This is a genomic window from Flavobacterium sp. 9R, from assembly GCF_902506345.1.
In the GTDB taxonomy this organism is placed as follows: Bacteria; Bacteroidota; Bacteroidia; order Flavobacteriales; family Flavobacteriaceae; genus Flavobacterium.
In genome coordinates this window covers 1198878-1222423 of the sequence record NZ_LR733413.1, presented here as the reverse complement: position 1 = coordinate 1222423, position 23546 = coordinate 1198878, and the positions used below count along the sequence as shown (strand labels likewise).

Below are 23546 nucleotides of genomic sequence, written 5' to 3'. Positions count from 1 at the left end.
AATTCCAAGAAGGTAGGCTTTGGAATTTGGAATTACTGATAGTATGTTTATACTTTTACTTTTTGATTAAACCTAAATCTACCAAACGCTCATACAAATAATCGCCAGCAGTGATATCATCAAATAATCTTGGGTGTTGGTCATCGATGCAATTTTCTAAACAATTCAGCTTCATATCGCTGACAGGATGCATAAAAAACGGAATAGAATAACGTGAGGTTCCCCATAATTCTCTTGGTGGATTCACCACTTGATGAATAGTTGATTTCAAACGATTATTGGTATGACGAGATAACATATCGCCTACATTAATCATTAATTCATCAGGTTGTGCCATAGCATCAATCCATTCGCCATCGTGGTTTTGCACTTGTAGGCCTTTTCCTTGAGCACCCATTAGTAAGGTAATCAAATTAATATCTCCGTGAGCTGCTGCACGAACTGCGCCGTCTTTTGGCTCATCTGTGATTGGCGGATAATGAATAGGTCGCAAAATGCTATTACCATCTTTTACGTATTGGTCAAAGTAAAATTCGTCCAAACCAATAAACAAGGCTAATGCTCTTAATACATAAACCCCGGTTTTTTCAAGCATTTGATAGGCTTCTTTACCAACTGAATTAAAATTAGCTAATTCTGAAACTTCCACATTGGCAGGATATTCGCCAGCGTATTTTGAACCTTCGCTTACATATTGGCCAAAATGCCAAAACTCTTTCAAATCTCCAGCTGAGCGTCCTTTGGCATGTTCTTTTCCAAAAGAAATGTAGCCTCTTTGTCCACCAATACCTGGAATTTCATATTTTTCTTTTACTTCGAGAGGAAGTGTAAAAAAGTTACGAACTTCTGTATACAAGTTCTCAACTAATTCGTCATTCAAAAAATGACCTTTTAATGCTACGAAGCCTATTTCTTCGTAAGCGGTTCCGATTTCATTTACAAATTTTTGTTTACGTTTCGGGTCATCCGAAAGGAAATCACGCAAGTCAACACTAGGAATGTTTTGCATATTATTTGAATTTTGATAATTTAGAAGTTTTTTAAAACTTCTAGTTACAAATGTAAAGAATATTTTCAATTCTGACTTTTTAAAAAATCATTTGAAAATCAAAAAATATAACAAAAATAATCAAAACTGTTATATTTTTATATCTTTGAAGCACTCATAAAAATCGAAAACCATGACTTTTGATAGAAAAGAACTTAGCAACGAACAATTAATTAGTCTCTATAAAAAAATACTGCTTCCTAGACTTATTGAGGAAAAAATGTTAATCTTGATACGACAAGGTAAAGTATCCAAATGGTTTTCAGGCATTGGTCAAGAAGCTATTGCTGTAGGTATTACCGCTGCTTTAGACCAAGATGAGTATATTTTACCTATGCACAGAAATTTAGGAGTTTTTACAGGAAGAGATATTCCGTTACACCGATTATTTTCTCAATGGCAAGGTAAAGCAAATGGTTTTACAAAAGGTAGAGATCGCAGTTTTCACTTCGGTACCCAAGAATATAAAATTATTGGAATGATTTCGCACTTAGGCCCTCAATTAGGAGTGGCCGATGGGATTGCTTTGGCCAATACTTTAAAAAAGAATAATAAAATTACAGCTGTTTTTACAGGAGAAGGAGCGACAAGTGAAGGCGACTTTCACGAAGCTTTAAATATTGCGGCTGTTTGGGATTTACCAGTTCTTTTTGTGATTGAAAATAACGGTTATGGACTTTCAACGCCAACGAATGAACAATACCGTTGTGAAAATCTAGCCGATAAAGGAAAAGGTTACGGAATGGAAAGCCATATTGTGGATGGCAATAATATTTTGGAAGTTTTTACTTTGATTTCAGAATTAAAAGCTTCAATGATTGAGCGTCCACGTCCCATTTTGCTAGAGTTTAAAACCTTTAGAATGCGAGGTCACGAAGAAGCAAGCGGTACTAAATATGTTCCTCAAGAATTGATGGATGTATGGGCAGTGAAAGACCCTGTTGCGAATTACAAAGACTTTTTACTTCAAAATGGCATTCTTACAGAAGCAGAAGATGCTGAAATCAAAGCAAAAATAAAACAGGAAATCGATACCGATTGGGCTTTAGCTAATGCCGAACCTGAAATTGAAGCTAGTTTTGCTGAAGAGTTAAATGATGTTTATCAACCCTACGTTGCAGAAATTGTAGAACCATCAGGAGCTAACGAAAATATTCGTTTTATAGATGCTATTAGTCAAGGATTGAAGCAATCTATGCAGCGCTATGACAACTCTGTAATCATGGGGCAAGACATTGCTGAATATGGTGGAGCCTTTAAGATAACCGATGGTTTTGTAGCTGAATTTGGAAAGGAACGCGTTCGTAATACCCCGATTTGCGAAAGTGCAGTTGTCTCTGCGGCTATGGGATTATCTATTAATGGATACAAAGCCATTATGGAAATGCAATTTGCAGATTTTGTGTCTACAGGTTTCAATCCTATTGTGAATCTTTTGGCTAAATCGCATTATCGTTGGTTAGAAAAAGCCGATGTTGTTGTCCGAATGCCTTGCGGTGGTGGAACTCAAGCTGGTCCTTTTCATTCCCAAACCAATGAAGCTTGGTTTACCAAAACACCAGGTTTGAAAGTGGTTTATCCTGCTTTTCCTTATGATGCCAAAGGATTATTAAACGAATCCATTAATGACCCTAATCCGGTTTTATTTTTCGAACATAAATTATTATACCGTTCTATTTATCAAGACGTTCCAAAGGAGTATTACACTATTTCTTTAGGTAAAGCAGCCGTTTTAAAAGAAGGGGAACAAATCACCATTATTGCTTTTGGAGCCACCGTTCATTGGGCATTAGAAACCTTGGGTAAAAATCCACAGCTTAGCGCAGATTTGATTGATTTAAGAACCTTGCAGCCGTTGGATACCGAAACCATTTTTGCTTCTGTAAAGAAAACAGGAAAGGCAATTATTGTTCAAGAAGACAGTCTTTTCGGAGGAATTGCGAGTGATTTGTCCGCATTGATTATGGAAAATTGCTTTGAGTATTTGGATGCGCCAGTAAAACGAGTAGCCAGTTTGGATTCGCCAATCCCTTTTACTAAGGCGTTGGAAGACCAATATTTACCTAAAGGCAGATTTGAAAAAGAATTGCTGGATTTAATAGCTTATTAATAGCAAAAGGGTTGCTTGTATTTTTGAATATGAGCAACCATTTTATTTTAATAAAGACAGAAACTTTTCTTTTATTAAGTTTATTTCAGCCGAATGTTCGTTTTTCTTTCTTGAAGCAAAATAGAGTTTATTTATCAATGGATTATTCCCTTTCCAAATTAATTGAATTGCCCCGTTTTCTATCTCGTTTTTGCAAAGAAAATCAGGGACTACAGCTAAACCAGCTCCTGAACTTAAACAACGTACAATAGAATTGATATTTGGTACAATGTAATTAGGTCTAAAATCAGGATGCTTATTGAAATTTAATTGCCAAAATTTACGAAGATGCTCCATATCGCCAGTAGTGCCATACCATTTTTGCTGTTTTAACCAAGTTTCGATTTCTAACAAATTCTCATTTTTAAGTATTGCATTAAATTCATTACCGTCAGTCTCATTTCCTCCAATAAGAACAATGGTTTCTTTAGAAAACTCTTGATAATCGATTCCGTTTTTAACTACCATTTGTGGCGTTATGATAAGGTCTAAGATTCCTTTTTCTAAACTTTCTATCATCTCAGGATATAATCCAAATTGAATGATAATATTGAAAGGTAAGCTTGAAACAAATTGTTCTAAAGTAATCTGAAAGGTCTCAAAACACATTCCTACGCTTATGGTTGGTGTGTTTTTTTCGGTGCTTCGCTGAAACGTTTTTTCTGCTTCTTCGAGTTTACTCAATGCTTCAACTATAAAATTGTAAAGTACTTTTCCTCTTTCGGTAGGAATCATTTTTCTGCCACTTCGGTCAAATAATTTGTATCCTACATAATTTTCTAAAGCACTTAAATGTAAACTTACTCCAGGCTGAGATATAAATAGCACCTCTGCTGCATTCGTCAAATTTCCTGTTTTATAAATCGCTTTAAAGGTTCGATACCATTCAAAATTCACCATAACTATTATAATTATAATACAAAGGTATAATTTATATTGTTTTTATAATAGTTAAATGCGTTCTAACTTTGCAAAGTCAAAAAATACAACTTATATCATGAAAAAAATATTTATAATCAATGGTGGACAAAAATTTGGTCATTCAGGTGGACGATTCAATGAAACTATTGCAAATGCCTCTTTGGAGTTCTTCGAAAGCAATCCAAATTTTCAAGTAAAAACGACCAATATTAATGATGAATATAATCCTAAAGAAGAAGTAGAAAAATTTGTTTGGGCTGATGTTATTATTTACCATACTCCAATATGGTGGTTTCAATTGCCTCATGGTTTTAAAAAATATATAGACGTTGTTTTTACAGAAGGTCACGCTAATGGAATTTACAAAAGCGATGGTCGCTCTGCCGAAAATCCAACGATAAACTATGGAACAGGTGGTATGCTAATTGGAAAACAATATATGGTTACCACTTCATGGAACGCACCCAAAGAAGCTTTTACTTTACCAGGGGAGTTTTTTAATCAACATTCTGTAGATGAAGGACCGTTATTTGGTTTTCATAGAATGAATGCATTCGTAGGATTACAACCATTACAAAGCATACATTTTCACGATATTGAGAAAAATGCCAATGTTGAAAAGGACTTAGAAAAATATCAAAACCATTTGGAACAACTATTTTTAAATTAATTATGAAAATAAATCTAACAGCAATTTTAAAAAGTAAGCCTGAGAATATTGATGAGCTTCGTCATATTCTTTTGGATATGGTTGATAAATCCAAATCAGAAATTGCTTGTATGCAATATGAATTGCACCAAGACAAGAATGACAAGTCACTTTTTATTTTTTATGAAGTATGGGAAAATCAAATTGGTTTTGAACAGCATAATCAACAAAGTTACATTCAGTCGTTTTTTCAAAATTCAAAATCATTGCTTCAAGAAGAACCCTTGTTATATTTTACCAATCGATTAGCATAAAAATTTGTGCACTCAGGTAGTTTGATTTAATTTTGGCTCTACAAAATATAGTGTGCATGAAACCCATAAAGGAAAAACTATTAATTCAAGATGCTACAATTCATAAAGTGCAATATGATACGGAGTGGTTTTTCAATTTGGAGGACATCACTTTTTATCTAAAAGAAGACCTTTCGGAGGTAGAATGGATTTATTTGCCAATGATGATAGAAGGGGAGCAAGAAATTGTGAAATGCTGCACGTTTGAAGATATTCTGAGAGGTAGAAAAGAACTATAAACAAAAAGGAGGTACTAATTTTACCTCCTTTTTCTTTTTTATCGATTATTTATTTTGGCTTTTTCTTTAATGATATCACTAATTTTTCTGTTTTCAATTTTGCTTTCAAGCCAAGAAATGATATCCAAGTATAAGAAAGCCCTTTTTTCATAAGTGTTCTTGTCGAGTTCTATGAATCGCTCCTTCATTTTTATAAACTCCTTTTTGATATCACTTGGATAAATTGAGTTTAAGTTTTTCATAAAACGAATAATTTCTTTTTGCACTTCATGCATATCATTCATTTTAATCAAAAATTTATAGGTGTTTTTGATTTGGTTTTCGATGTAAAAATCTTTGCCTAGTTCATAATGAGCAATTAAGCATAAAAGTCTAGAAAAACACATCAAATCCTCACGCATCGATAAGTTTTTGTTGTTGATTATTTTTTCAAGATAATTAATACATTCCGCATATTTTTCGTTTCCGAAATAGATTGAAGCTATCTTGTAATAAAACAACATCTCATGGTGCTCATCCAGATGGTCGCTATGAATTTTTAGTTTGTTCAAAATCTCTGGAATCAAATATTCGCTTTCTACAAATGACCCTTCGAGAATATGATAATTGAGCTTGTTATTATACAAATACAAAAACGACAAGCTAGCTATGTTATCATTTATAGGAAAACGAGCATCTTTGATGGTTTCTTCCAATAAAACCAAGTACTTCTTAAACTTTGATTTATACTTCAGCATGTATAATGACTCCAAAAGATAATTATTTCCTTTTAAGAAAAACACAGGATTCAAATAAATCATATTGGGATTGTCATAAAACAAGGTCACCCATTTAAAGGCATATTTATAACTGGCCAAAAAGTCCTGAACCAAGAAACTACGCCATAAATTGGCATTATAAAACCAATATTTTTCTCTGAAACCAAATTTACTTTCGTCTAATTTGGAGATATGTTTTTTGAAATAATCATCAATGTATTTGTATTCGGCATCACTTTTTACATAGCCCGTTTTTAGCATAATACCATATAGCTGCAACGAAAGATTGGATAGCTTACTCGAAATGGTATTACGATAATTCAACTCTTTAGCCTGCACCACTAGTTCATCTGCACGTCCTTGAATACTTCTAGTGATGTATTGTGACTCGATTAGTTTTTCAAATTCTACAATTTCAAAAGCCATATATTTTTCATCATTCTCAATGGCTAAGGCTTTGGTTTTATCTAAAATTTTTAAGCTTTGTTTATACAATCCTTTATTGTATAAAATAACCGCGAAATCAATTTGTTCACGCAATTGATAGCGAATATTTTGACTTGGAATATTTAAGCGAATGCTAACGAGAATTTGCTTGTACAAATACGATTTCAAATTGGATAATTGCACTTTTTTGATTAATCCATTCTTTAAAATCATTTTTTCATCATAGACTTCTGATTTGTCCAAAATATTGAAAAGCTCGATGAATTTAGTATTTGAACTAGTCTCCAATCGACTGGCAAAAATTTTAAATTGACGTTTTTCAGACTTAGAAAGAGACTTAATCAATACAAATAAAAAATCTTTTTGATGGTTAGCCATTGTAAAATAATGTATATTAAACTATTGAAAATCAATTAATTAAAAACAATTAACTGCTTTTATAAAGAGTATATTTGAATATATTGGTTTTTGTGCTTGTGTAACGAAATCTATTTTTGTTTAGAGATGTGAAATTACATTAAATAAATTAAAATGAATAGAGAGAAAGTTCAAATTTTTGACACCACACTAAGAGATGGAGAGCAAGTTCCTGGATGCAAGCTAGATACCAAACAAAAGCTAGTGATTGCAAATCGTTTAGACGAAATGGGAGTTGATATAATAGAAGCTGGTTTTCCGGTTTCTAGTCCAGGTGATTTTTTATCTGTTTCTGAAATTAGCAAAATTGTAAAAAATGCAACGGTTTGTGGTTTAACCAGAGCCGTAAAAAACGATATAGATGTTGCTGCTGATGCTTTAAGATATGCCAAAAAACCTAGAATTCATACAGGAATTGGTACCTCAGATTCGCACGTAATGCACAAATTGAATACGACAAGAGAAGATGTAATCGAAAGAGCAAAAGCTGCCGTTGCCCACGCAAAATCATATGTTGAAGATGTGGAGTTTTATGCAGAAGATGCTGGTCGTACCGACAATGAATTTTTGGCACGAGTCTGTGAGGAAGTCATCAAATCGGGTGCAACAGTTTTAAATATACCAGATACAACTGGTTATTGCTTACCAGAAGAATACGGTGCCAAAATAAAATACTTGAAAGAAAATGTAAGAGGTATTGAAAATGTGATTCTTTCTTGTCATTGTCACAACGATTTAGGAATGGCTACAGCCAATTCAATTTCTGGAGCTATAAACGGAGCAAGACAAATAGAATGTACTATCAACGGTATTGGGGAACGCGCAGGAAACACGGCACTTGAGGAAGTGGTAATGATTTTTAAGCAACACCCTTATTTGAACTTGGATACCAACATTAATACACGACAATTGAATGAAATGAGTCGTTTGGTTTCTGAAAGTATGGGAATGATTGTGCAACCCAATAAAGCAATAGTGGGTGCCAATGCTTTTGCTCATAGTTCAGGAATTCACCAAGATGGGGTAATTAAGAACAGAGCGACTTATGAAATTATGGATCCCTTAGACGTTGGCGTCAATGAATCATCCATTATTTTGACAGCAAGAAGTGGTCGCGCTGCTTTGGCATACCGAGCAAAAAAAGTGGGTTATGAGCTAACCAAAGTACAATTGGATATTGTTTATCAAGAATTTTTAAAGTTCGCAGACATTAAAAAAGAAGTAGTTGATACCGATATTCATCAAATTATAGCTGCTTGCAAAATAGAAAGCGAGCTAGCAAGAAACTAACCAAGACTATTAAGACCAAAAGATTATGAATTTAAAAATAGCAGTACTTTCAGGAGACGGAATAGGTCCAGAGGTAACAATGCAAGCTAAAAAAGCTTTGAACGCTATTGGTGTGGTTTACAATCACGAATTTGTTTTTGAAGACGCTTATATTGGTGCAATAGCCATCGAAAAAACAGGAAAACCACTTCCAGATCAAACTTTGAATTTGTGTAGAAACACAGATTGTATTCTGTTTGGTGCAATCGGAGATCCTATTTATGATAATAACCCTACTGCAAAAGTTCGTCCAGAACAAGGATTATTGAAATTAAGAAAAGAATTAGGCTTGTATGCCAATATTCGTCCAATAAAAGCTTATCCTCATTTAATGAGTTCTTCTCCTATAAAGAAAGAAGTTTTAGATGGAACTGATTTTGTAGTGTACAGAGAATTGAATGGTGGTTTATATTTTGGTAAAAAAACAACCAACGAAACCGAAACGTATGCTTCGGATTTGTGTGAATATAATGAATCTGAAATTGCAAAAATCACACATTTGGCTTTCAAAGCTGCTCAAGCTAGACGCAAGAAAGTAACATTAGTAGACAAAGCCAATGTATTAGAAACTTCACGTCTTTGGAGAAGAGTAGTTACAGAAATTGCTTCGGAGTATCCTGAAGTTGAATTGAATTTCTTGTATGTAGACAATGCAGCAATGCAAATCATTTTAAATCCAAGACAGTTTGATGTTTTATTAACTGATAACTTGTTTGGTGATATTCTTTCAGATGAAGCAAGCGTTATCTCGGGTTCAATCGGGTTAATGGCATCTGCTTCAATTGGAGATTATCATTCATTGTTTGAACCTATTCACGGTTGTTATACCGAGGCTAAAGATAAAAATATTGCTAATCCAATCGCTTCGATTTTGTCTGTAGCAATGTTATTGGAACATTTTGGATTGTTTGAAGAAGCTAAAAAAGTAATCGCTGCGGTAGAAGCTGCCATAAGCAATCAAGTCGTCACGGTAGATTTAAAGGTAGATTCACGATTTGGAACAAATGAAGTTGGTGATTTTATCGCTAATCACATTATGGATGCAGAAGATTTGTACTTCAAAAAAGATTTTGTGCAAATTGGTCGATCAACTATAGTGTAGTTTTTTGACAAAACATTAAAAATAGAGGATTCATTGTTTTTTTGACCAAACTTTTAGTAGATTTGGACTTTAATAAAAAAAACAATGCAAAAACATAACAATACTATTACCTCTATTATTAATGTCATCGTAATTATTACGCAGGCAAGAGGAATGGTATGATAATATGTTATAAACATATATAGAAAAACCTTCCAGATTCTTGGAAGGTTTTTTTTTACACAAATTTTAAAAAATAGATATACATAAAATGGAATTAAATAAATACAGTAAAACAATTACACAAGACGAAACACAACCAGCAGCACAAGCAATGTTGTACGGAATTGGATTAACTGAAGAAGATTTAAAAAAAGCACAAGTAGGAATTGTAAGCATGGGATACGAGGGAAATACTTGTAACATGCACTTAAATGATTTAGCAAAACACGTTAAAAAAGGGGTTTGGAATGCCGATTTAGTTGGCCTAATTTTTAATACGATTGGGGTTAGTGACGGAATCTCTAACGGTACTGAAGGAATGCGTTATTCATTGGTTTCAAGAGATGTAATTGCAGACTCTATTGAAACTGTTATGGGAGCGCAATGGTATGATTCTATGATTGCCATACCAGGATGTGATAAAAACATGCCAGGAGCTTTAATTGCTATGGGAAGAGTAAATAGACCAGCCATTATGGTTTATGGAGGATCAATTCATTCAGGTGAATGGAAAGGTGAGAAGCTTAATATTGTTTCTGCCTTTGAAGCTTTGGGTAAAAAATTACAAAAAACAATTTCTGAAGAAGATTTTAAAGGAGTAATTCAAAATTCTTGTCCTGGACCAGGTGCTTGCGGTGGAATGTATACTGCCAATACTATGGCTTCGGCTATTGAAGCCTTAGGAATGAGTTTACCATACAGTTCATCGAATCCAGCTTTGAGTGAACAAAAAAGAAATGAATGTTTAGATGCTGGTAAATACATCCGATTGTTGCTTGAAAAAGATATCAAGCCAAGGGATATTATGACTAGAAAAGCGTTTGAAAATGCGATTACGATTGTAGCTGTTCTTGGAGGATCTACAAATGCGGTAATGCATTTAATTGCTATGGCACATTCTGTTGATATTGAAATCACCTTAAAAGATTTTCAAAATATTAGTGATAAAACACCTATGCTAGGCGATTTAAAACCAAGTGGTAAATACATGATGGAGAATCTTCATTATGCAGGAGGAGTTCCAGCAGTTTTAAAGTATTTATTGAAAAACGGTTTGATTCACGGGGATTGTATGACAGTAACTGGTAAAACAGTAGCTGAAAATTTGGCCAATATTCCAGACTTAAATGATGGTCAAGATGTAATACACGAAATACAAAAAGCATTAAAACCTACAGGAAATATTCAAATTTTATATGGAAATCTTGCAGAAGAAGGATGTGTAGCCAAAATAAGTGGTAAAGAAGGTGAATATTTTGAAGGAACAGCCGTAGTTTTTGAAAGTGAATTTGAAGTGATTCCCGGAATAGAAGCTGGAAAAGTAAAACCAGGTAATGTAGTAGTCATTAGATATTGTGGTCCTAAAGGTGGTCCAGGTATGCCTGAAATGTTGAAACCAACTTCTGCCATTATGGGAGCAGGCTTAGGAAATTCGGTAGCTTTAATTACTGATGGAAGATTCTCAGGAGGTTCTCATGGTTTCGTTGTAGGTCATATCACTCCAGAGGCTTATGATGGTGGTGGAATTGCTCTAATCGAAGAAGGAGACGTAATTAGTATTGACGCCGTCAAGAATACGATCAACCTTAAAATTTCTGATGAAGAGTTTGCAAAACGAAAAGCCAATTGGGTACAACCACCACTAAAAGTTACAAAAGGGGTGTTACTTAAATACGCTAGATCGGTCTCTAGTGCTTCAACAGGATGCGTAACCGATAAATAACTAGAAATATTTAAAAAATGAAAGCAATTTCATTTCCAAATAATAATACCAATGGTAACAAATAAAATTTCAGGTGCTGAAGCAATCATCAGATGCCTATTAGAAGAAGGTGTAGACATCGTTTATGGATATCCAGGTGGAGCCATAATGCCTGTATACGATGAATTATATAAATTTCAAGATCAGTTGCATCATGTTCTAGTACGACACGAACAAGGAGCAACGCATGCTGCACAAGGATATGCTAGAGCTACAGGAAAAGTTGGAGTAGCCATCGCTACTTCAGGACCTGGAGCAACTAATTTAGTCACTGGAATTGCCGATGCTCAAATCGACTCTACTCCAATGGTTTGTATTACAGGTCAGGTTGGGAAACATTTATTGGGTTCTGATGCTTTCCAAGAAACAGATATTATTGGAATCTCAACTCCTGTAACCAAATGGAATTATCAAGTTACAGAAGCTTCGGAAATTCCAGAAATCATCGCTAAAGCTTTTTACATTGCTCGTTCAGGACGTCCAGGACCAGTTTTGGTAGATATTACCAAAAACGCTCAGTTTGATGAACTTGATTTTAGTTATACTAAATGCAAAGGAGTTCGCAGTTACTTTCCAAAGCCTGTTTTAGATCACCAAAAAGTTGCGGAAGCAGCTGCATTAATTAATGGTGCTAAAAAACCTTATATCGTTTTTGGTCAGGGTGTGATTTTGGGGCAAGCCGAGGAATTATTAAAAGCCGTAATTGAAAAAACAGGAATACCAGCAGCTTGGACGATTTTAGGTCTTTCTGCTTTACCATCAGATCATCCACTAAACGTTGGTATGCTTGGAATGCACGGTAATTATGGACCAAATATATTGACCAATGAATGCGATGTATTGATTGCCATTGGTATGCGTTTCGATGATCGTGTAACAGGTAATTTAGCCACGTACGCGAAACAAGCCAAAGTAATCCACTTTGAAATAGACCCTGCAGAAGTAGATAAAAATGTAAAAACGGATGTGGCTGTTTTGGGTGATGTAAAAGAATCATTGGCAGCTCTTTTACCTTTGGTAGAAGCTAAATCACACGAAGCTTGGCATAACGAATTCAAAGAAAAATATAAGATTGAACTGGAAAGTGTTATCAATGACGAATTAAATCCAAAGGGCGAAGGAATCTCAATGGGTGAAACCATCGAAATGATAAACAAACATTCCAATGGTGATGCTATTATGGTTTCAGATGTGGGGCAACACCAAATGTTTACCTGCCGCTATTCTAAATTCAATCAATCAAAAAGTAACATTACTTCTGGAGGATTGGGAACTATGGGATTTGCTTTGCCAGCAGCTATCGGTGCCAAAATGGGACAACCAGATCGTGAAGTAGTAGCAATCATAGGTGATGGTGGATTTCAAATGACAATTCAGGAATTAGGAACTATTTTTCAAACTAGAGTTCCAGTAAAAATTGTGGTATTGAATAACGAATTTTTAGGAATGGTAAGACAATGGCAACAGTTGTTTTTTGACAAACGCTATGCGTCTACCGAAATGATTAATCCCAACTTTATTGCGATTGCCGAAGGCTATTATATTAAAGCGAAAAAAGTAACCAAAAGAGAGGATTTAGATGCTGCTGTTGCTGAAATGTTAGCTTCAAAAGAAGCCTATTTCTTAGAAGTAATGGTAGAAAAAGAAAACAATGTATTTCCAATGATTCCTACAGGAGCCTCAGTTTCTGATATCAGATTAAGTTAAAAGTTATGGAAAATAAAACATTCACGATTTCTGTATATTCAGAAAACAACGTAGGCTTATTGAATAGAATTTCAGGCATATTTCTGAAACGACATATAAATATTTTGAGTTTGAACGTATCCGAATCAGAGATAGAAAACGTTTCTCGATTTGTAATTGTAGTAAATACAACCGAAAAATGGGTACAAAACATCGTAGGTCAAATCGAAAAACAGATTGAAGTAATTAAGGCTTTTTACCACATCGATGAAGAGACCATCTTCTTGGAAAGCGCTATTTTCAAAATCGAATCCAGTTTACTTTTTGATGAGCGACAAATTCAAAATATAATCAAAGAAAGTAATTCACAAATTGTAACCGTTTCGAGAGACTTTTTTGTGATTTCAAAATCAGGCAAACGATCAGAAATAGAAGAGTTGTATGCTAAACTAAAACCATTTGGAATCATGCAATTTGTGCGTTCAGGTCGTATTTCAGTTTCAAAAACGAAAATGGAAATTTCAGCAATATTAGAGAATTTATAAAGCAAAAGCTTTCGAAATTACCATAACTAGAATTTCAAAACAAAACCAAATAAAACTATTAATTATAAAATTTTACATTCATTAAATATTAAAAAAATGGCAAATTATTTCAATTCATTACCACTTAGATTACAACTAGAACAATTAGGCGTTTGCGAATTCATGGATCAATCAGAATTTGCAAATGGAATAACAGCTTTGGCAGGAAAAAAAGTAGTCATTGTAGGTTGTGGAGCTCAAGGTTTAAACCAAGGTTTAAATATGAGAGATTCTGGTTTAGATATTTCTTATGCTTTACGTGCAGAGGCAATTGCTCAAAAAAGAGCTTCTTATATGAATGCTGCAGATAATGGTTTTAAAGTTGGAACCTATGAAGAATTGATTCCAAGTGCAGATTTAGTTTGTAATTTAACTCCAGATAAACAACATACTGCTGTAGTAAGTGCTATTATGCCATTGATGAAAGAAGGAGCTACTTTAGCTTACTCTCACGGTTTTAACATCGTTGAAGAAGGAATGCAAATTCGTAAAGATATTACAGTAATTATGTGTGCTCCAAAATGCCCAGGATCAGAGGTTCGTGAAGAGTACAAAAGAGGTTTTGGAGTTCCTACCTTAATTGCTGTTCACCCAGAAAACGATCCAAATGGAGTAGGATTAGAGCAAGCAAAAGCGTATGCAGTGGCTACAGGTGGTCACAGAGCAGGTGTTTTGAAATCTTCTTTCGTTGCCGAAGTAAAATCAGATTTGATGGGAGAGCAAACCATTTTGTGTGGTATGCTACAAACGGGCTCAATTTTGTGTTTTGACAAAATGGTAGAAAAAGGAATCGAGCCAGGTTATGCCTCAAAATTGATTCAATACGGTTGGGAAACAATTACTGAAGCTTTAAAACATGGTGGAATCACTAACATGATGGATCGTTTGAACAATCCTTCTAAAATTGAAGCCTATGAATTAGCTGATGAACTAAAAGACATTATGCGTCCTTTGTTTCAAAAACATATGGATGATATTATTTCTGGTGAATTTTCAAGAAATATGATGATTGATTGGGAAAATGACGATATCAACTTATTATCATGGAGAGCTGCTACAGCTGAAACCAATTTTGAAAAAACACAACCAACTGCTGCAACGATCTCAGAACAAGAATATTTTGACAATGGCGTTTTAATGATTGCAATGGTTAAAGCTGGTGTAGAATTGGCTTTCGAAACAATGACAGAGTCTGGAATCATTGAAGAATCAGCTTATTATGAGTCATTACACGAATTGCCTTTGATCGCTAATACTGTAGCTAGAAAAAAATTATATGAAATGAACCGAATCATTTCGGATACAGCTGAATATGGTTGTTATTTGTTTGATCATGCGTGCAAACCTTTGTTGGTAGATTTTATGCAAGCTATTGATACAAATGTAATTGGTAAACCATTTTCAACTTCAAATGAAGTTGACAATGCAGTATTAATTGCTGTTAATAATAGCATCCGTCAACACCCAATTGAAGAAGTGGGAGCTTGGTTGCGTGAATCAATGACTGCAATGAAAAAAATAGGTTAAAAAACAAGGAATTACCACACAGGGAGCGTGTGCTGAAAAACTATCTTATCGATACTCTCATGGTTTTAGTTTGAATTAGTTATTAAATTTTAAAATTGGGCTAAACGATTTGATATAGTCAGGTTCACTTAACTTCGTTGGGGAGTTAAGTGAATGTAATCCGGAAAAAGAATATATTGTTATAATTAGAGTTAAATTGTTATTTAAAAGGGCAAACTGTTAGCAGTTTGTCTTTTTTTTTTAAAATTTATTGTTCATAAATAGGAAAGATTATAGCAACTTAAATATTGGAATTAGTATATTTGATATTCATTTATCAACATAAGAGTATAGAATTAATATCTTCGCAAAAAATTAATAAAGATGAGTTATTTTAAAATCGAAAATTTAGAACAATATTTTAAACATTATAATAAATCGGTTAGAGAGCCTAGAAAATTTTGGGGAAAAATTGCCGAAGAAAATTTTACTTGGTATCAATATTGGGATAAAGTAGTTGATTTTAATATGGCTACTGCTGAAGTAAAATGGTTTACAGAAGCCAAAGTGAATATCACCAAAAACTGCATTGATCGTCACTTAGCCAAGCGAGGCGAAAAGAATGCCATAATTTTTGAACCGAATAATCCAGAAGAAGCTGCACAACATATTACCTATAACGAATTGCATCAACGAGTTTGTAAAATGGCTAATGTTTTGAGAGAACAAGGGATTTCAAAAGGAGATCGTGTTTGTATTTATTTACCTATGATTCCAGAATTGGCTGTTTCGATTTTAGCTTGTGCTAGAATTGGAGCTATTCACTCTGTAATTTTTGCAGGATTTTCTTCTTCTGCTGTAGCATCAAGAATCAATGATAGCGAATGTAAAATGGTCATCACTTCTGACGGTGGATATAGAGGGAATAAAACCATCGATTTGAAAGGAATTATTGACGAAGCATTAGAGACTTGTCCTACAGTACAATCTGTATTGGTTGCCAAGAGAACGGAGACAACAATTACTATGAAAGCTGGCAGGGATCAATGGTTACAGCCTCTTTTGGATCAAGCGTCAGATAACAATGTTGCAGAAATAATGGATGCCGAAGATCCATTGTTTATTCTTTATACATCTGGTTCTACTGGTAAACCAAAAGGAATGGTGCATACTACTGCAGGTTATATGGTGTACACTTCTTATACTTTCAAAAACGTTTTTAATCACGAAGAAAATGATATTTTTTGGTGTACAGCAGATATAGGTTGGATTACAGGGCATTCTTATACACTTTACGGTCCATTGTTAAATGGTGGAACAACCGTTATTTTTGAAGGAATTCCTTCTTATCCAGATTTTAGTCGTTTTTGGGAAACTATTGAAAAACATAAAATTACTCAATTCTACACTGCACCAACAGCAATTCGATCTCTAGCAAAAGAAAGTTTAGAATTTGTTCAGCGTTTTCCTTTAAAGTCTTTAAAAGTTATTGGTTCTGTTGGTGAACCAATTAATGAAGAAGCTTGGCACTGGTTCAATGATCACGTTGGAGATAAAAGATGTCCAATTGTGGATACATGGTGGCAAACTGAAACCGGTGGTATCATGATTGCGCCTATTTCTTTTGTAACACCAACGAAGCCAACCTATGCTACATTGCCTTTACCTGGTATTCAACCTGTATTAATGGATGATAAGCGTAATGAAATAGAAGGGAATCAAGTAGTAGGAAGTTTGTGTATTAAATTCCCTTGGCCTGGTATAGCAAGAACAATATGGGGAGACCATCAACGCTATATTGATACTTACTTTTCATCGTTCCCAGGTAAATATTTTACAGGAGATGGTGCATTACGTGACGAAGTTGGGTATTATAGAATCACAGGTCGTGTAGATGATGTGGTGATTGTTTCGGGTCATAATTTGGGTACTGCTCCAATTGAAGACGCTATCAATGAGCATCCAGCTGTGGCTGAATCTGCAATTGTTGGTTTTCCACACGATATTAAAGGAAATGCCTTATACGGTTACGTTATCTTGAAAGAATCTGGTGAATCTAGAGATAGAGATAATTTAGTCAAAGAAATTAATCAAATCATTACCGATCATATTGGACCAATTGCAAAATTGGATAAAATACAGTTTGTAACTGGTTTACCAAAAACACGTTCAGGAAAAATTATGCGTCGTATATTACGTAAGATTGCTGAAGGTGATTTCTCTAATTTTGGAGATACCACAACTTTGCTTAATCCTGAAATTGTGGACGAAATTAAAAACAATAGATTGTAATTCTCTTACATACACTATTTTATACAACTGCTTTATTTTACCGATAAAGCAGTTTTTTTATAATAAAAGTGTACTTGTTGCTTCAGTACAAAACATTTGACTAAATTTACCAATATGGTATCTACAGAAGTTGTTATTATTGGAGGTGGATTAGCAGGTTTAACTGCTGGAATTCATTTATCTCAAAAGGGAATTTCAGTAACTATTATCGAAAAAAACGAATATCCAAAACACAAAGTTTGTGGAGAATATGTTTCTAATGAAGTAAGAGGATATCTTGAATCCCTTGCTATTCCAATACAAAGTGCAGAACCCACAGCAATTAATCAATTAGAATTTGAAACCCTTTATGGTGCAAGAATACTTCAAAAGCTTCCTTTAGGGGGTTTTGGCATCAGTAGGTTTACCTTGGATTTTATTATGTACAAAAAAGCCATTGAAAATGGTTGTACTATAATAAATCAAACTGTAGAAAATTGCCGATTTGATGAGAATCATTTCATTATTGAAACAATTGAAAAATCAATTTATAAAGCACAAATTGTATTAGGGGCTTATGGCAAAAGAGCCCAATTGGATTATTCATTAAAAAGAACATTTATCATAAAAAAATCACCTTGGTTAGGGGTGAAAAATCATTATAAAGGTCAGTTTTCTGATAATCTTGTTGGTTTATATCATTTCAAAGGAGGCTATTGCGGAGTGTCGAAAGTTGAAAATGACACTATAAACATTTGTTACTTAACTAATTATTCTTCCTTTCAAAAATACAAAAACATTGCATCTTTTGAAAAAGAAGTCCTTTTTAAAAATAAAAGATTGAAACAAATTCTGGAGAATAGCGTTCAAATATTTGAAAAGCCTTTGACTATTAGCCAAATTTCATTTGAGAAAAAAGAACCTGTTTCAGAGCATATGCTGATGATAGGTGATACGGCTGGACTAATTCATCCTTTGTGTGGTAACGGAATGGCAATGGCAATTCACAGCGCGAAAATTGCTTCTGAATTGTGTGTATTATATTTAAATGAGAAAAAAATAAGCAGAAACGAATTAGAAAAACGCTATTCTAAGGCTTGGAATCTAAACTTTAAAAAAAGATTGGCAATGGGAAGAGTATTGAGTACAATCCTTGTGCAACAAACACTAACATTACTTGTTTTACAAATTGTTGTTTTGTTTCCATTTGTTTTAAAACAAATAATAAAACGGACTCACGGTAATCCTTTATAAAATGAAACTCATTGTTCCTACAAAATATAGAACCACATCGGCTGAAATTATGGACGACTTTACTTTAGAAGGTGAAGAACTTCGAGATGCTTTAGATAAAATAGCTGCAATTAACCAACTTTTAGGTGGCAATAAAATTACTTTAGATGGAGTTAATCAACTACTTAAAAAACAAATATTTGAAAGAGAAATAACAATTATAGATATCGGATGTGGGAATGGTGATATGCTGAGAACATTAGCAAATTATGCGCAAAAATTAAACTTAGATTTTAATTTGATTGGAGTTGATGCTAATGCTTTTACTATCAATCATGCAAAAGAATTATCTAGTGCATTTCCAAATATTTCATTTCGTTGTGAAGATATTTTTGATCCATCTTTTAATGAAATGAATTGTGATATTTTTTTATGTACCTTAACACTGCATCATTTTAAAGATGATGAGATTTTAAAGTTGCTTCGTTTGCTTTATAAGAATGCAAAAATAGGAATAGTAATTAATGATTTGCAACGAAGTGGTTTAGCTTATCGATTATTTCAAGTCTTGTGTTTTGTTTTTAGACTAAATACAATGTCTCGAGAAGATGGTTTAACTTCAATTTTAAGAGGTTTTAAAAAAGAAGAACTAAATCATTTTTCAACGCAACTGAATTTAAAAAAATGGTCCATTCAATGGAAATGGGCTTTTAGATACCAATGGATAATTTCAAAAATATGAGTGTAAAAATATGTACTGTAGCCAAACAATTACCTAGTTATTCTAAGGCTACTGAAGAAATTATTCCTTTTTTAGATGCTTGGTTAGAAGGGCAAGACGAACGATTCATTCGAAAAGTTAAAAAAATTTTTGAAGGTGCAGCTGTAGATAAAAGATATTCTATAATGGATCCTGTCGAAGTTTTTACCAAAACCAGTTTTGCAGAACGAAATGCGATTTATGTTCGTGAAGTAATCAATTTGGGTGAAAAAGTACTTCATAAAGCATTGCAACAAGCACAATGGGAAGCTACTGATATTGATTTTATAATTACTGTAAGTTGTACAGGAATAATGATTCCATCACTCGATGCTTATTTAATCAATAGTTTGCGTTTAAGACAAGACGTTGTTCGTTTGCCTGTAACCGAAATGGGCTGTGCAGCAGGTATATCTGGAATTATTTATGCTAAAAATTTTTTAAAGGCCAACCCAGGAAAAAGAGCTGCTGTTGTTGCTGTGGAAAGCCCAACGGCAACTTTTCAGTTGGATGATTTTTCAATGGCAAATATTGTGAGTGCTGCAATTTTTGGAGATGGTGCAGCTTGTGTTTTACTTTCTTCTGACGAACAAGATTTAGGACCTGAAATCATTGCAGAAGAAATGTATCATTTTTATGATGCCATTGAAATGATGGGTTTTGAATTGACCAATTCTGGTTTGCAAATGGTTCTTGATATTGCTGTCCCAGAAACTATTGCGAATCATTTTCCAACTATTATTCATCCATTTTTAGAAAAACATCAGTTAAATATTGCAGATATAGACCATTTAATTTTTCATCCCGGAGGCAAGAAAATTATTGAAACTGTTGAAACTCTATTTGAAGGTCTTGGGAAAAATATAGAGGTAACAAAATCGGTGTTACGTTCTTATGGTAATATGTCAAGTGCAACTGTACTCTATGTCTTAGAAGAAATAATGAATAAAAAACCAATAAAAGGTTCAAAAGGACTGATGCTAAGTTTTGGTCCAGGCTTTTCGGCGCAAAGAGTTTTATTACAATTTTAAAAAATGGGATCACAAGAAATTATATCCAAATTACCCTACAGAAAACCTTTTTTGTTTGTAGATACCATTATTGATGTTAATGAAAATACCATTAAGGGTAGTTATAGATATGAAGAAAATTTGGATTTTTATAAAGGGCATTTTGTAGACAATCCGGTAACTCCTGGCGTTATTTTGACCGAAACTATGGCGCAAATTGGTGTCGTGTGCTTGGGAATTTTTATTCTAAATGATAACTTTACAAAAGAAAGTGTAATTGCTTTAACATCAAGTGAAATTGATTTTTTAAAACCTGTTTTTCCAGGTGAAACCGTAACTGTCTTTTCTGAAAAAATATATTTCCGTTTTGGTAAGTTAAAATGCAAAATATGGATGGAAAATGAAAAACAAGAAATAGTTTGTAGAGGAATTATTTCTGGAATGATTAAATAAATTTTGAGCTAAAATTGCTAAAAATGAAAAGAAGAGTGGTTATTACTGGTCTAGGAGTAGTTGCTCCAAATGGAGTAGGAGTCCAAGCTTTTACCGAAGCCATCAAAAATGGTACTTCAGGAATTAAGCATGACCCTCAGTTAGAAAAGTTGGCTTTTTCTTGTCAAATATCTGGAAAACCTATTGTTTCTGATGAGTTAGCACTTGAGTATTTTACTCCATTAGAACTTAGAAATTTTAAGGCTTCTGGAATTTTATATGGAGTTATTGCTGGAATGGAAGCATGGAAAAATGCTGGACTTCCCATAGAAACAAATGAAATACCCGACTGGGACAGCGGAACTATTTTTGGCACTGGAACATCTGGAATTGATAAATTTAGAGAAAGCATTTATAAAATTGATGACTTGCAAACCCGTCGTTTGGGTAGTACAGCTGTAGCCCAAACTATGAATAGTGGTGTAAGCGCCTATCTTGGTGGTAAATTGGGATTAGGAAATCAAGTAACAACTAATTCATCTGCATGTACAACGGGTGCTGAAAGTATTTTAATGGGATTTGAGCGGATTCAAGCAGGTTTAGCCAAGCGCATGTTAGTTGGTAGTACAAGTGATTCTGGTCCTTACATTTGGGGAGGTTTTGACGCAATGAAGGTTTGTACTTTCAAGTATAATGATAACCCAGAACAAGGTTCAAGACCTTTATCTGCATCGGCTTCTGGATTTGTGCCAAGCAGTGGAGCAGGAGCTTTAGTTATTGAAGATTTAGAATCTGCTTTAGAGAGAGGTGCAACCATTTATGGAGAAATTATGGGAGGGAATTGTAATTCTGGTGGACAAAGAGGACAAGGTTCTATGACGGCTCCAAACGGTATTGCAGTTCAAAAATGCATAAAAGATGCCTTAGAAAATGGTGGTATTACTGCAGGAGAATTAGATTCGATTAATGGTCATTTAACAGCGACCTCTAAAGATGCATTTGAAATTGAAAATTGGTGTACTGCATTGGATTTAAAAGGTAAAGATTTTCCATATATAAATTCATTAAAATCAATGGTTGGACATTGTCTTTCAGCAGCTGGTAGTATCGAGTGTGTTGCTACAGTTTTACAATTGCATAATGATTTTATTTTTCCAAATATAAATTGTGAAGATTTAAACCCTGACATTCTAGATTTAATAGATACGACAAAAATTCCGCAAATTGCAATACTAAAAAAAATGAAGTATATTGCTAAAGCAAGTTTTGGCTTTGGAGATGTTAATGCATGTATAATTTTTAAAAAATGGAATTCTAATTTCTAAAAAAAACACATTTTTATGAATACAAATCAAGACAATAGAATTGAAGAACTTAAAAAAATCATTAAGCCTTACGTTCAAAATCAAGAAGCAATAGAGACTTTAACTAAAGAAACTGATTTTATAAAAGATTTACAAATTAATTCCGCCAATTTAGTTGACATTGTTTTGGACATCGAAGAAAAGTATGAAATTGTTATTGACAACCCATCAATGGAGCGAATGATAAATGTAAAAGCAGCTCTAGAAATTATAGATGCAAAACTAAACGAATAGGTGTAATATTATGATTGGAAACGACATTGTAGATTTAGTCCAAGCGCGTTTGCAAAGTAATTGGAAACGAAAAGGATTTGCAGAAAAAATATTTACTCAAAAAGAACAAGAGTTAATTTTTTCATCCAAAAATCCTGAAAATATGGTTTGGAATCTTTGGACTAGAAAAGAATCTGCATACAAAATTTTTAATCGAAGTACAAATATTCGGGCTTTTATACCTCACTTAATTGAATGCAATCTTGGCAGTGAAGAATTCGACACGGTAACTATTGAGAAGCAAATTTACTACACTCAAACAGTTATAAATGAAGAATCTATTTATACAATAGCTGTTAGCAACAAAAAATATTTCTCAGAAATACTTCCATTATCGAATGATGTTTGTTTTGAAAAAGAAAATGGTATTCCATTTTTAACCGATAGTGTAACAAATAAAAAAAATCCCATTTCAATTACTCATCATGGAAGATATTGGAAAGGAATAATGTTAAAAATTTAAATCTAATTTATTTTTTAACTTCAAAAACAAAAGTGCGATGCGATAAGCATCTTCCGAAGATGAATTCCTATCACTTTTTGGAATTTTATGCAATGCACAAAGCTCGTCCAAAGAAAACTGCTTATCAGTAATATCGTTAAGTTTTCTATACATCACATCTACATCAAGTGCTTGATTTTTTAAGCGACCACAGCCTAATTTATCCAATGCAGCATCAATCATTTCTACATCAAAATCGATATGGTGACCAATAAGAATTGAATTACCAATAAAATCAACAAACATCTGAATAGCATCCATTTCAACGAGTTTCTTCATTTTGCTATCTACAATAAATTCATTTGATAAACCATTATCATGAAAATATTTGTATTGTAACAAAACTGCCTCAAAACTGTCCCCAATGGAAATACTATTATCTTCAATAGCAAAAGATCCTATAGATAAAATAACATCTTTACTAGGATTCATACCAGATGTTTCTGTTGAAAAAACTATGAATTTATTTGATTTACTATCAAATTTAGACAAGTAATTTTTCCAAAAATCAGGATAATCTTTATTGATATTTTTTAGCCAATCTAACATA

At 33.5% G+C, this 23546-nt stretch carries 22 protein-coding genes; 18 read left to right on the top strand and 4 right to left on the bottom strand.

Annotation, left to right across the window (positions count from 1 at the left end; all coding sequences use genetic code 11):
- Positions 1-55: 55 nt before the first annotated feature.
- Positions 56-1009: an isopenicillin N synthase family oxygenase gene (locus FLAVO9AF_RS05440; RefSeq protein WP_159685471.1), complete on the bottom strand. Its 954-nt coding sequence runs from the start codon at positions 1007-1009 to the stop codon at positions 56-58.
- A gap of 172 nt (positions 1010-1181) precedes the next feature.
- Here FLAVO9AF_RS05440 and FLAVO9AF_RS05435 point away from each other — a divergent pair, with 172 nt between their 5' ends.
- A complete protein-coding gene (locus FLAVO9AF_RS05435) occupies positions 1182-3158 on the top strand; it encodes a thiamine pyrophosphate-dependent enzyme (protein ID WP_159685469.1) in 1977 nt (658 codons plus the stop codon).
- A 42-nt stretch (positions 3159-3200) separates the two neighbouring features.
- Here the strand turns inward: FLAVO9AF_RS05435 and FLAVO9AF_RS05430 are convergent, their stop codons facing one another.
- Positions 3201-4097: a LysR family transcriptional regulator gene (locus FLAVO9AF_RS05430; RefSeq protein ID WP_159685466.1), complete on the bottom strand. Its 897-nt coding sequence runs from the start codon at positions 4095-4097 to the stop codon at positions 3201-3203.
- Between the two features lie 97 nt (positions 4098-4194).
- Between FLAVO9AF_RS05430 and FLAVO9AF_RS05425 the strand changes: the two genes are divergently transcribed.
- Genes FLAVO9AF_RS05425 through FLAVO9AF_RS05415 form a run of 3 tightly spaced genes read left to right on the top strand, consistent with a single transcriptional unit; the run spans position 4195 to position 5359 of the window.
- The gene (locus FLAVO9AF_RS05425) at positions 4195-4788 is read left to right on the top strand and encodes an NAD(P)H-dependent oxidoreductase (protein WP_159685464.1); all 594 of its coding nucleotides are present in this window, start codon (positions 4195-4197) and stop codon (positions 4786-4788) included.
- A 2-nt stretch (positions 4789-4790) separates the two neighbouring features.
- Positions 4791-5081, top strand: coding sequence for a putative quinol monooxygenase (locus FLAVO9AF_RS05420; RefSeq protein ID WP_159685461.1), 291 nt, complete (start codon positions 4791-4793; stop codon positions 5079-5081).
- A 56-nt stretch (positions 5082-5137) separates the two neighbouring features.
- A complete protein-coding gene (locus tag FLAVO9AF_RS05415; protein ID WP_159685459.1) occupies positions 5138-5359 on the top strand; it encodes a hypothetical protein in 222 nt (73 codons plus the stop codon).
- A 38-nt stretch (positions 5360-5397) separates the two neighbouring features.
- On the opposite strand, the gene FLAVO9AF_RS05410 is transcribed toward FLAVO9AF_RS05415, so the two are convergent.
- A complete protein-coding gene (locus FLAVO9AF_RS05410; RefSeq protein WP_159685456.1) occupies positions 5398-6942 on the bottom strand; it encodes a hypothetical protein in 1545 nt (514 codons plus the stop codon).
- Positions 6943-7095: 153 nt separating this feature from the next.
- On the opposite strand from FLAVO9AF_RS05410, the gene FLAVO9AF_RS05405 reads away from it, so the two are divergent.
- The 14 genes from FLAVO9AF_RS05405 (at position 7096) to FLAVO9AF_RS05340 (ending at position 22957) form a co-directional block, all read left to right on the top strand.
- Entirely contained in the window at positions 7096-8271 is a 1176-nt protein-coding gene (locus tag FLAVO9AF_RS05405) for a 2-isopropylmalate synthase (RefSeq protein WP_159685454.1), read from the top strand.
- Positions 8272-8296: 25 nt separating this feature from the next.
- Positions 8297-9412: a 3-isopropylmalate dehydrogenase gene (gene leuB, locus FLAVO9AF_RS05400; protein WP_159685451.1), complete on the top strand. Its 1116-nt coding sequence runs from the start codon at positions 8297-8299 to the stop codon at positions 9410-9412.
- A gap of 250 nt (positions 9413-9662) precedes the next feature.
- Positions 9663-11336 carry a dihydroxy-acid dehydratase gene (ilvD, locus tag FLAVO9AF_RS05395; RefSeq protein ID WP_159685449.1) on the top strand — a complete coding sequence of 558 codons (1674 nt, stop codon included), beginning with the start codon at positions 9663-9665 and terminating at the stop codon, positions 11334-11336.
- Positions 11337-11387: 51 nt separating this feature from the next.
- The gene (gene ilvB / locus FLAVO9AF_RS05390; protein WP_159685446.1) at positions 11388-13082 is read left to right on the top strand and encodes a biosynthetic-type acetolactate synthase large subunit; all 1695 of its coding nucleotides are present in this window, start codon (positions 11388-11390) and stop codon (positions 13080-13082) included.
- A 5-nt stretch (positions 13083-13087) separates the two neighbouring features.
- Complete coding sequence (gene ilvN, locus FLAVO9AF_RS05385; RefSeq protein WP_159685444.1) at positions 13088-13606, top strand: acetolactate synthase small subunit; 519 nt, start codon at positions 13088-13090, stop codon at positions 13604-13606.
- A 96-nt stretch (positions 13607-13702) separates the two neighbouring features.
- Positions 13703-15172, top strand: coding sequence for a ketol-acid reductoisomerase (gene ilvC / locus FLAVO9AF_RS05380; RefSeq protein ID WP_159685441.1), 1470 nt, complete (start codon positions 13703-13705; stop codon positions 15170-15172).
- A 363-nt stretch (positions 15173-15535) separates the two neighbouring features.
- On the top strand, positions 15536-17443 hold the full coding sequence (gene acs, locus FLAVO9AF_RS05375) for an acetate--CoA ligase (protein ID WP_159685439.1): 1908 nt from the start codon (positions 15536-15538) through the stop codon (positions 17441-17443).
- A gap of 114 nt (positions 17444-17557) precedes the next feature.
- Complete coding sequence (locus FLAVO9AF_RS05370) at positions 17558-18676, top strand: NAD(P)/FAD-dependent oxidoreductase (RefSeq protein ID WP_159685436.1); 1119 nt, start codon at positions 17558-17560, stop codon at positions 18674-18676.
- Position 18677: 1 nt separating this feature from the next.
- Positions 18678-19397: a methyltransferase domain-containing protein gene (locus tag FLAVO9AF_RS05365; RefSeq protein WP_236552279.1), complete on the top strand. Its 720-nt coding sequence runs from the start codon at positions 18678-18680 to the stop codon at positions 19395-19397.
- Positions 19394-20446, top strand: a complete 1053-nt coding sequence (locus FLAVO9AF_RS05360; RefSeq protein WP_159685433.1) for a type III polyketide synthase — start codon at positions 19394-19396, stop codon at positions 20444-20446. Before FLAVO9AF_RS05365 ends, FLAVO9AF_RS05360 begins: the two co-directional genes overlap by 4 nt.
- A gap of 3 nt (positions 20447-20449) precedes the next feature.
- Complete coding sequence (locus FLAVO9AF_RS05355) at positions 20450-20878, top strand: 3-hydroxyacyl-ACP dehydratase FabZ family protein (protein ID WP_159685431.1); 429 nt, start codon at positions 20450-20452, stop codon at positions 20876-20878.
- 23 nt (positions 20879-20901) lie between these two features.
- Positions 20902-22182: a beta-ketoacyl synthase gene (locus FLAVO9AF_RS05350; RefSeq protein ID WP_159685428.1), complete on the top strand. Its 1281-nt coding sequence runs from the start codon at positions 20902-20904 to the stop codon at positions 22180-22182.
- A 15-nt stretch (positions 22183-22197) separates the two neighbouring features.
- On the top strand, positions 22198-22455 hold the full coding sequence (locus tag FLAVO9AF_RS05345) for an acyl carrier protein (protein ID WP_159685426.1): 258 nt from the start codon (positions 22198-22200) through the stop codon (positions 22453-22455).
- A gap of 10 nt (positions 22456-22465) precedes the next feature.
- Complete coding sequence (locus tag FLAVO9AF_RS05340) at positions 22466-22957, top strand: 4'-phosphopantetheinyl transferase superfamily protein (RefSeq protein WP_159685423.1); 492 nt, start codon at positions 22466-22468, stop codon at positions 22955-22957.
- Here the strand turns inward: FLAVO9AF_RS05340 and FLAVO9AF_RS05335 are convergent.
- Entirely contained in the window at positions 22946-23545 is a 600-nt protein-coding gene (locus FLAVO9AF_RS05335) for a 3'-5' exonuclease (protein ID WP_159685421.1), read from the bottom strand. The two genes, FLAVO9AF_RS05340 and FLAVO9AF_RS05335, sit on opposite strands and share 12 nt — an antisense overlap.
- Between the last annotated feature and the right edge of the window lies 1 nt (position 23546).